Here is a 9821-nt window from a genome sequence, read left to right as displayed (position 1 = left end):
CTTTTTAGACTAACTTAAAAGTTCACAGCTTTATGCACAAATGACACAATGTGTTCGCAAGCCACCTCGCCAGCGCGCCCCACCACATCAGCGCACCCAATCAACATCAAGCAATTCAATTCTGAATAATCAATAATGCAAAACTGAATAATCCATGCACTCAAACATATATCCAATAAACAATCAAATTTCATTCTCAAAGACAATAGCGAATTATAAAAATTATATAAGGTCCATTAAATGGCTCTCTAATAAGCTTCTTTGAGATATATTACTCGTAAAATGATGAAGGGAATTCAAGTTGGCACAGGAATTGCTATTTAATATTTTAAAAATAACTAATGAGGTGCAGAAGATGAGTTCAAATTTATCTGAAGTAGAGCAAACAGAAAAGATTAGTGAGCAGATCGAAATAGATGATTCCCTTCAAGAATTTAGAGAAACGTTAAATGAAGCAATTGGCATAATGAACTATCCGAGCCAAGTATTTGAATTTCTTAAAACGCCGATGAGATTTTTAGAATTTAGTATTCCGGTTCAAATGGATAATGGTGAGACGAAAGTATTTCAAGGATATCGTGCTCAGCATAATGATGCACTTGGCCCAACTAAGGGTGGCATTAGGTTTCATCCAGATGTTACGCCAGAAGAAGTAAAAGCATTGGCTGGGTGGATGAGTTTAAAATGTAGTATTACTGATTTACCTTATGGAGGAGCAAAAGGTGGTGTCGTTTGCGATCCAAGACTTTTAAGTATGAATGAGCTTGAAAAGCTAAGTAGAGGTTATGTAAGAGCAGTTAGCCAGATTGTTGGACCTACAAAGGACATTCCGGCACCTGATATGTATACTAACGCGCAAGTTATGGCATGGATGCTTGATGAATATGACCATATTAGGGAATTTGATTCGCCGAGCTTTATTACTGGTAAACCAATTACTTTAGGAGGATCAGTTGGTCGAGAGACAGCAACTTCAAAAGGTGTATTTTATGCCCTTGAGTTAATAAGTGAATTAAAGAATATCGAAATTAAGAATATGAAGGTTATTGTGCAAGGATTTGGAAATGTTGGTAGTTATTTAGCTCAATATTTATACGAAGCTGGAGCAAAGGTTGTTGGTGTTTCAGATGTTCTTGGTGGCGTTTATGATCCAAAAGGTTTAGACATTCCATATCTTTTAGATAACAGAGATTCATTCGGAGTTGTATCTAATTTATTTAAAAATGCAATTTCAAATCAAGAATTATTGGAAAAGGAATGTGATGTTTTAATACCAGCGGCAATTAGTGGGGTTATTAATAATCGTAATGCAGATAAATTAAAGTGCAAAATTGTTGTTGAAGCAGCAAATGGACCAACTACGAAAGAAGCTTTAGAAATTCTTGATCAAAAAGAAATTTTAGTTGTACCAGATATTTTAGCTAACTCAGGTGGAGTAGTTGTTTCGTATTTTGAATGGTGTCAAAACATGCAAGGCTATTATTGGACAGAGAATACTGTAGATGAACGATTAAAAGAAAAAATGACAGATAGCTTTATGAAAGTTTATAAAACATCCCAAAAATATAATGTAAACATGAAAATAGCGGCTTATATTGAAGGAATTCGTAAAATCGCTGAAGCTTGTCGTTTGAGAGGCTGGGTAAAATTCTAAACAAAAGGGGAGATCTAGATGATCGATATTATTTCTGAATCAGCAGAAAGACAGCTTGTGCACCATTATTGTTTATTAACGCAGAATAACCGATATGATTTATCAATTGCCTTTTCTAATCACTTTTACGGAAAGTCAATGGTTACATCACTTCAATCTAGTAAAATGGCGTTATTATGTTTAGAAGATATTGATTCTGAACATTATTGGGCTCCAAAACTCGGAATTGCTGAGGAAGACATTTTAGAAATTCAAAATTTCTTTAGTATGGTTTTACAATCAAGACACATTTGCGAGTTATAATATGAAGCTTAATTTTTACTAAAAGGAGTGAGCGCTATGTATTATGGAGTCGTCGTCTGTGACTACTACGGAACAGTCGAGGAAGCAGCTATTCAAAAAGATTCGAGGGTTTATGAATGGGAACCATTATTTTATATAAAAACATCCGATGGCATTACGAAAGTTATTCATCAAGGAATAAGTGGTGAAATTGTTTCGTTAGAAGTAGTAAAAGGAGATCGGGTAGTTCCGGGGATGGTACTAGCGTTTGTTAAAGAGGACTTATTTGTATCAGCTAGCGATTAAAAGACTTGGTTTAGAGGGAAAAAGAAATACAGGGGTTGGGGAAGTTAATTAATTTTTCGTGAACAATGAGGTATTTACGACTTAATAATTGCAAAGGGGCGTCTTAAGAGACTGCCCTTTCTTTCTGTTTTAAATATGGTATTTAATAGATTAGTAAATTATAATTTTAGATTTTTATGATAAATTTAAAAATTCTGCTAAAATAAGAATGTATATTTGTTTAGACATAAGGGGTGAAAGAAATGCTATCAATAAATGAGAAACAGATTAGACCAGTCATCACAGTAGATATCGATCAATTTAAAGAAAATGATGAAATCGATTTATCCAAGATAAATGAACCCTTTTTATTCTTGCGCAAGCAAAATCAAATTTTTGGTTATGTTCAATTAAATAATATTATTCAAGGAAATAATAAAAAGCAAAATATAGCAATTTCAAAGATTACGAGCTCTTCTCAATCTATTAATAGTGTCTGTAGTGTAAGTGAGCAAATTTCAATAACAGATCTATTTCAAATTATTGGTGAACCAATCTCGATTGTAAAAGAAGAAGATACGCCAATAGGTTACATACTTCGTGAAGATATATTGGCCGAGCTTTTCAAACAGGATAATAAAAGTGTAGATTTGTTAAAGAGTATTTTAACATCGATCCCAATGGGCACGTTTGTAGTAGATAAAAATAAAGTGATAATTAATTGCAATGATGCTGGGTTAAAAATGATTAAATCAACATCAGAAAAGGTAATTAATACAAAAGCAGAAGTCATTTTTAGCGGTGAACAAATTGAAAATGTATTTTCTACAGGTAAGACAGTTCTTAATCAGATTCAAATAAATGATGATATGGGAATTCTTGTTGATTATAGCCCGATTTTTGTTGATAACGAGGTTGAAGGCGTAGTTATTGTAGTACAGGATCTTCCAATGGTTGAAGAAATGGCTTCTGAAATCGAATATGTTAAGGATTTAAATAAAGATTTGAATGCCATTTTATCAAGTATTTATGATGAAATACTTGTAGTAAATCATAAAGGTGAGTTAATTCGCTACAGTGAGAATATCATTCCTGGTTTTTGGAATGTAGATTTAAAGGAAATGCTTGGAAAGAGTATTTTAGAATTTGAAAACCAAGGACTTTTTACGCCTTCTGTTACGAAACTAGTTTTAGAAAAGAAGAAAAAAGTATCAATTGTTCAAGAAACAATAAATGGACGTAAAGTACTTGCAGTAGGTAATCCGGTTTTTGACGAGAATATGGAAATTGACCGTATTATTATTGCTTCTAGAGATATTACGGAAACTTCACGTCTTAAAACAGAATTAAAAGAAATGAAGAAGATCTCTGAGCAGTATAAAAAGGAACTTGAGGATATTAAAAGCAAGGACAGTTTTGTTAAAAAACTAATTTATTGTAGTCCTAAAATGGAGCAAATTATCAATCAAGCAAAAAAAATTGCCGATTTTTCTTCTACTGTTTTACTCCACGGGGAATCTGGAGTAGGTAAGGAAGTAATAGCACAGGCAATTCACCAACTAGGAAATCGTTCATCAAAATCATTCTTAAAGTTAAACTGTGGTGCAATACCTGAAAATCTTTTAGAAAGTGAACTCTTTGGTTATGTTAAAGGGGCTTTTACGGGAGCAGATCAAAATAAGGATGGCTATTTTAAACAAGCTGATGAAGGTGTTTTATTTTTAGATGAGATTGGTGAAATGCCATTGCATTTACAAGTTAAATTGCTTCGAGTTCTTCAAGAGCAAGAAGTAATTCCGGTTGGCAGTACAAAGCCAATTAAAGTTAATGTTCAAATTATCGCAGCGACAAATAAAAGATTAGAAAAAATGGTTCAGGATGGTACATTTAGAGAGGATTTATATTACCGTTTAAATGTAATCCCTCTTAACATTCCGCCATTAAGGGAAAGACTTGAAGATATTTCATTACTAGCTTTCCATTTCTTACAGCAATTAAATGAAAAATATAATAAGAGTTTTCACCTGACACCAGATGCAATTAATGTTTTAGAATTTTACTCATGGCCAGGTAATGTCAGAGAACTTCAAAACATTATCGAACGATTAGTCGTTTCTGCAGAAGATCAAATTATTAACGCAGAGGATGTAAATCAGTTCTTGCCAAATAGTTATGACTTTAATAAATCAAAGCCAGTCATTAATAAGGTAATTCCTTTACAAGAGGCAATTGATTACGTAGAGGAACAGCTTATTGTACTTGCGATGAAGCAATATAAAACAACAACAAAAGCTGCGCAGGTTTTAGGAATCAGTCAATCTTCTGTCAGCCGTAAGTATCAAAAAATAATGAATGAAAAAAACATAAATAATGATTTTATGTCATTTAAGTGAGTTTTAAGAGTGTAGAGAAATCCTTAACGATTTCTCTACACTCTTATTTATTTATGGAGTAACTTCTGCGGCTATTTGTGCATAAACTGGTTGATTTTGTTCGTAAACCACAGACTTTTGTTCATAAAGGACTTTCTGCGCTGAATTATGATGGCAATCCGATGAAAAACATGAGGATATATGTCCGTCGTTGATTAAGGTGTGTTGTATTTGCTAGATTATTACTATCTTTTGACATAAAAATCCCTCCGTATGCTGATATTTAGCATACGGAGGGATTCTTTTAATACCAGGCTTTAAGCTTTTTAGAACCCTAGGCCTAGCCTAGGGTTTTCGTGTCCATAATAAATAAAAAACTGTCGACTTTTTCGACAGAGTGAAGCGGAACTTGTGCGTTTATTTCTCTAAATCCCCTATATTTTCATTATGACTTTCAATCACTTCAGTCATTCTAATTTGATCCCTCGCAATCCCAAATGCCATGAAGATCATAATGAGTCCCACTGCAATACACGTTCCAGCAAGTAACATATTAATCTCCTCCTTTCATAGTGTTCTAGCCTATGCAACGAATTTTCGCAATATGTCGGTTTAAACTAATCGTATTTTAAAAAATCATTTAAAAAGTAATTGAACCTTAATAAACTAACGAATTTCAAAGATTATGCAAAGTGGAATAGCGTTATGCATAATTGAATAATAATTGTACAAAGTATTCAGTAAAAACCTTGTAAATTAGCATTATTTAAGTTGGCACAGTTCTTGCAAACTATTAAATTGTTAAGAAATTAAGGAGGGTTTATATACAATGGTCGATGTTCAATTTAAAACAATTGATTTAAAGATGTTTATAAATGGTGAATGGAAAGATTCTAGCAATCATGAGAAACGCCCTGTTATTAACCCAGCAACTGGAGAAATCATCGCATATGCACCAGAAGGAACGATTGAAGATGCGAAAGAAGCAATTGATGTTGCTCGTAAAGCATTCAATGATGGAAGATGGTCTGATTTATCTGCTCAAGAAAGAGCAACTTACTTATTTAAAATAGCGGACAAAATAGAAGAATACCAAGAGGAATTAACAAAACTTGAAACATTAGATAATGGGAAAACGAATCGTGAAGCGGGCTATGATGTGGCTGATGCAGCAGCATGCTTCCGTTATTATGCAGGTTTAATTACGAAGCCAGACGGATTTACTTATCATGTAGCAGATCCAATGCAAGCTATGGTTGTACGTGAACCGATCGGAGTTTGTGGATTGATTGTTCCTTGGAACTACCCACTATTAATGAGTGTTTGGAAGATTGCTCCTGCACTAGCGGCAGGTAATTCGATTGTTTTTAAACCTTCAGAAGTAACACCAGTAACTCCTAAGAAATTATTTGAGATTTTTGAAGAGGTTGGTCTGCCGCATGGTGTAGCAAATATGGTGATGGGTGCAGGACCAGTGGTTGGAAATGAAATCGCTGCCAATCCTGATGTAGACATGGTTTCATTCACGGGTGGAACAAAAACAGGTAAACATATCATGAAAACAGCGGCTGATACGATGAAAAAAGTGTCACTAGAGCTTGGTGGGAAATCTCCGAATATCATTTTTGCTGATGCAGACTTTGAAACGGCGGTAGATTATGCACTATTTGGAATTTATGCAGGTTCGGGTCAGGTTTGTTCATCTGGTTCAAGGATTTTAGTTGAAGAATCAATTTATGATCGCTTCGTTGATCGATTTGTAGAGCGTGCTAAAAAAATTAAAGTAGGCCCTGGAAATGTAGCAGAAAATGAAATGGGTCCACTTGTTAGTAAAGAGCATTTAGAAAAAGTTTTAAGCTATGTACAAATTGGTAAAGATGAAGGCGCAAGAGTTGCTTGCGGCGGAAATCGTATCGAAAAAGATGGGTTAGAAAAGGGATACTTTGTTGAACCAACTGTATTTGTGGATGTTGAACAAAATATGCGAATCGTTCAAGAAGAAATTTTTGGCCCTGTAGTATGTATTCAAAAGTTTAAAACTGAAGAGGAAGCAATAAAACTAGGAAATGGAACTGTTTATGGTTTAGCAGGTGCAGTATTTAGTAAAGATGGAGCGAAAGCTTTAAGAGTCATTAAAAAGCTACGTTCAGGGATTACTTGGATCAATGCCTACCATCCAACTTATAATGAAGCGCCTTGGGGTGGATACAAACAAAGTGGTGTAGGACGTAGCCTAGGTACATTTGGGTTAGAAGAATTCCAAGAGATTAAGCAAATTAATATTAATTTACAAGTTGAACCAATTGGCTGGTTTGCAGAATAATATAGGCAAAATTTAAGTGAAAACAAAAAACAATAAAAACGACTATAGGAGTGGACAAAATGAGTATCAATTTAAAAAACGAATTAAAAAGTGGAGAAACAAACGTAACTGAGTACATTAATAAAGTTTTAAGTTTAATAGAAAAAGAGACTGTTACAGAAGAAGATGCTGCGTGGATCACAAAAGAAACAGTTGATGGTTTTAGAGAACATGTAAATCCAGGTTTCCTTGCTTACCGTAAAACAGTTACTGAGGGCGGTCAATTTGCTTCTGTTGAGTGGTCTGATAGCGGTTCATGCTTTAAGGATGTAAATGGAAAAGAGTATATTGATTGTTTAGGCGGATTTGGAATTTATAATGTTGGACACCGTCATCCAAAGGTTATCAAAGCTGTTACAGATCAGTTAAAAAGACAGGCACTTCATAGCCAAGATTTATTAGATCCATTACGTGCAATGCTTGCTAAAATTTTAGCTGATATTACACCTGGAGATTTAAAATATTCATTCTTTACAAATAGTGGGACTGAAAGTGTGGAAGCAGCATTAAAGCTAGCAAAAATGTATAGCGAACGCAGTACATTTATTTCAACTACACGTGCATTCCATGGAAAAAGCTTAGGTTCTTTATCAGGTACTGCAAAAGGTATGTTCCGTAAACCATTTTTACCGCTAATTCCTGGATTCCGTCATGTTCCATTTGGTGACATTGACATGATGAGAAAAACATTTGAAACATGTTCTTTAGTTGGTGAAGATGTTGCAGCAGTAATCCTTGAACCAATTCAAGGTGAAGGCGGAATTATTCTTCCTCCTCCAAACTACTTAAAAGAAGTTCGTGAGTTATGTGATGAGTACGGTTCTCTATTAATTTTTGATGAAGTACAAACAGGTATGGGTCGTACAGGTAAAATGTTTGCTGCTGATTTATATGAAGTAGTACCAGATATTATCTGTCTTGCTAAAGCATTTGGTGGAGGAGTTATGCCAGCTGGTGCAGTAGTAGCAAAAGAAGAAGTATTCAAAAGCTGGTTCCCAAATCCATTTATGCATACAACAACATTTGGTGGAAATCCATTAGCATGTGCGGCTGCTATTGCTACAATCAGTGTATTACTTGAAGAAAAATTACCTGAAAGAGCAGAAGAGGTTGGAGCATATTTCTTAGATCAATTAAAAGAAGCTGCAAAAGGACATGAAGACAAAGTTTTAGAAATTCGTGGTCAAGGTTTAATGATCGGAATCGAGTTCCATCAAGATGAAATCGGCTATGAAGTTTCTAAAGGAATGTTTGATAAAGGTATCCTAGTTGCTGGTACGTTAATTAATTCAAAAACAATTCGTATCGAGCCTTCATTAAAAATTAGCTACGAAGAGGTTGATATTGTAGTAAGTGCATTTAAAGAAATTTTAGCTACTATTCAAGCTTAATTTATTCACCAGCATGTCATGACATTATAGATCATGACATGCTTTCATTACAGTCGGAAAAAATCGTTATAGATAGGATGGTGCAATAATGGCAGATCGAAAATTTGTTAAAATCCAAACGTCAATTCCTGGTCCGAAATCGCAGGAGTTACTTGCGCGAAGAAATAAAGTGGTTCCAAAAGCAATTAGTAATAATAGTGAAGCTTTTGTAAAAAAAGCAAAGGGCGCACTAGTTGAGGATATTGATGGCAATACATATATTGACTTTGCTGGAGCAATTGGAACTCTAAATGTGGGACATTCCCATCCTAGAGTAGTAAGAGCACTTCAAGGACAAGCCGGTGATTATATTCATACAGGCTTTAATGTCATGATGTATGAATCTTATATTCAACTTGCTGAAAGACTAGCTGAGATTTCGCCTGGAGATTTCGATAAACAAGTAGCATTTTTTAATAGTGGTGCAGAAGCAGTTGAAAATGCAGTGAAAATTGCTAGAAAATATACAAAGCGTCAAGGGATCATTTCGTTTACTAGAGGATTCCATGGCCGTACTTTAATGACAATGACAATGACTAGTAAAGTTAAGCCTTACAAATATGGATTTGGACCATTTGCTCCTGAAGTGTATAAAGCACCTTATCCATACGTGTATCGTCGTCCAGAACAAATGAATGAAAAAGAATATAGTAAATTCATCATTGAACAATTTGAGCAGTTCCTAATTGCAGAAGTGGCACCAGAAACAATTGCTGCTGTTGTAATGGAACCAATTCAAGGTGAAGGCGGCTTTATTGTTCCGGATCTTGATTTTGTTAAAAGAGTTAGAGAAATTTGTACGCAATATGGCATATTGTTTGTAGCAGATGAAATTCAAACTGGATTCGCTAGAACAGGTAAATACTTTGCGATCGAGCACTTTGGAGTTGAGCCTGATTTAATTACGATTTCAAAATCAATGGGTGCAGGAGTACCTATTAGTGGCGTAATTGGTAGAAAAGAAATAATGGAAGCTTCCGATAGTGGTGAAATCGGCGGAACATATTCTGGTAGTCCACTTGGATGCCGTGCAGCACTGGCAGTACTCGATATCATTGAAGAAGAAGGATTAAATGATCGAGCTGTTGTCATTGGTGAAAAGGTTAATGAGAAAATGTACCAATGGGCAGAACGATTTGAACAAATAGGAGATATTCGTGGAATTGGTGCAATGTGTGCGATGGAGATTGTCACAAATAAAAAGGATAAAACACCAGATAAAGCTACAGTTGGAAAGATTGTAAAAGAAGCAAATAACAGAGGGTTAATGTTATTAAGCGCAGGAATTTTTGGTAATGTGATTCGTTTATTAATGCCACTAACGATTACTGATGAGCAGCTTGAAGAAGGACTAGATATTTTAAGAGAGTCCATCGAGGCTGTATTAGTTCCAGAACTTCAATTGGAGGTAAACTAAATGAGCCAAATTAAAGAAA

General features: G+C 34.7%; 8 protein-coding genes. 7 read left to right on the top strand and 1 reads right to left on the bottom strand.

Annotation, left to right across the window (positions count from 1 at the left end):
* Window positions 1–355: 355 nt before the first annotated feature.
* From CN601_RS04440 to CN601_RS04425, 4 genes are all read left to right on the top strand, one after another.
* Window positions 356–1654 (top strand): Glu/Leu/Phe/Val family dehydrogenase, encoded by a 1299-nt coding sequence (locus CN601_RS04440; RefSeq protein ID WP_098170209.1) that lies wholly within the window; start codon window positions 356–358, stop codon window positions 1652–1654.
* 18 nt (window positions 1655–1672) lie between these two features.
* On the top strand, window positions 1673–1957 hold the full coding sequence (locus CN601_RS04435; protein ID WP_098118078.1) for an SAV0927 family protein: 285 nt from the start codon (window positions 1673–1675) through the stop codon (window positions 1955–1957).
* Window positions 1958–1993: 36 nt separating this feature from the next.
* The gene (locus CN601_RS04430; RefSeq protein ID WP_098118077.1) at window positions 1994–2242 is read left to right on the top strand and encodes a biotin/lipoyl attachment domain-containing protein; all 249 of its coding nucleotides are present in this window, start codon (window positions 1994–1996) and stop codon (window positions 2240–2242) included.
* Window positions 2243–2484: 242 nt separating this feature from the next.
* Entirely contained in the window at window positions 2485–4614 is a 2130-nt protein-coding gene (locus CN601_RS04425) for a sigma 54-interacting transcriptional regulator (protein ID WP_098170208.1), read from the top strand.
* A gap of 396 nt (window positions 4615–5010) precedes the next feature.
* Here the strand turns inward: CN601_RS04425 and CN601_RS27405 are convergent, their stop codons facing one another.
* Window positions 5011–5145: a hypothetical protein gene (locus tag CN601_RS27405; protein ID WP_257131605.1), complete on the bottom strand. Its 135-nt coding sequence runs from the start codon at window positions 5143–5145 to the stop codon at window positions 5011–5013.
* 277 nt (window positions 5146–5422) lie between these two features.
* Between CN601_RS27405 and CN601_RS04420 the strand changes: the two genes are divergently transcribed.
* From CN601_RS04420 to gabT, 3 genes are all read left to right on the top strand, one after another.
* On the top strand, window positions 5423–6916 hold the full coding sequence (locus tag CN601_RS04420) for an aldehyde dehydrogenase family protein (protein ID WP_098118075.1): 1494 nt from the start codon (window positions 5423–5425) through the stop codon (window positions 6914–6916).
* 59 nt (window positions 6917–6975) lie between these two features.
* Window positions 6976–8346: a putrescine aminotransferase gene (locus CN601_RS04415; RefSeq protein ID WP_098170207.1), complete on the top strand. Its 1371-nt coding sequence runs from the start codon at window positions 6976–6978 to the stop codon at window positions 8344–8346.
* Between the two features lie 88 nt (window positions 8347–8434).
* Window positions 8435–9802, top strand: a complete 1368-nt coding sequence (gene gabT, locus CN601_RS04410) for a 4-aminobutyrate--2-oxoglutarate transaminase (protein ID WP_098170206.1) — start codon at window positions 8435–8437, stop codon at window positions 9800–9802.
* Window positions 9803–9821: the final 19 nt, after the last annotated feature.

This window comes from Bacillus sp. AFS017336, from assembly GCF_002555445.1.
GTDB lineage: Bacteria > Bacillota > Bacilli > Bacillales > Bacillaceae_G > Gottfriedia.
This window is presented reverse-complemented; position numbering and strand designations above follow the sequence as displayed.